This window comes from Haloarcula pellucida (assembly GCF_014647235.1).
Taxonomy (GTDB): domain Archaea; phylum Halobacteriota; class Halobacteria; order Halobacteriales; family Haloarculaceae; genus Haloarcula; species Haloarcula pellucida.
Map to the genome: position 1 here is coordinate 1 of NZ_BMOU01000020.1, position 974 is coordinate 974.

The 974-nt window shown below is 57.2% G+C and carries 1 rRNA gene; it reads right to left on the reverse strand.

Annotation, left to right across the window (positions count from 1 at the left end):
• A 16S ribosomal RNA gene (locus tag IEY28_RS20480) occupies positions 1–974 on the reverse strand; the annotation flags it as partial.

Here is a 974-nt window from a genome sequence, read left to right on the forward strand (position 1 = left end):
CCTCCTAGTGTACCCAACTACCTCGAGGGTATTGCTGGCAACTAGAAGTGCGGGTCTCGCTCGTTGCCTGACTTAACAGGACGCCTCACGGTACGAGCTGACGGCGGCCATGCACCTCCTCTCAGTAACTCGGGTAAGTTCGTCAAACTGACCGTCGTTATTACTGTCGGGACCGGTGAGATGTCCGGCGTTGAGTCCAATTAAACCGCAGGCTCCTCCGGTTGTGGTGCTCCCCCGCCAATTCCTTTAAGTTTCATCCTTGCGGACGTACTTCCCAGGCGGCTCGCTTATCGTCTTCACTACGGCACATCACGCACTCATGGTGCGTGACATACCTAGCGAGCATTGTTTACAGCCAGGACTACCCGGGTATCTAATCCGGTTCGAGACCCTGGCTTTCGTCCCTCACTGTCGGGTCCGGTCTCTCGACGTGCTTTCGCCATTGGTGGTCCGTCCAGGATTACAGGATTTCACTCCTACCCCGGACGTACCCGTCGAGTCTCTCGGCCCCAAGCCGTGTAGTTTCCACCGGACGCCGACGCGTTGAGCGCGTCGATTTCCCAATGGACTTACACAGCAAGCTACGGACGCTTTAGGCCCAATAATATCGGCCATCACTTGGACTGCCGGTATTACCGCGGCGGCTGGCACCGGTCTTGCCCAGTCCTTGTTCCTGAACCACCTTACGGTTCAGAAAAGCGAGGACTATATGCCCTCGCACTCGGAGTCCCCCTATCGCACTCTCGTGCAGTGTAAAGGTTTCGCGCCTGCTGCGCCCCGTAGGGCCCGGTATCTTGTCTCAGATACCGTCTCCAGGCTCTTGCTGTCACAACCTGTACCGATTATGGGCATGGTGGGCCGTTACCCCACCATCTACCTAATCGGCCGCAGCCACATCCTACAGCGCCGGAACGTTTCTCACTCTCGACACTCCAGTCTGAGAGTGATATCCGCTATTGGCCTCAGTTTCCCGA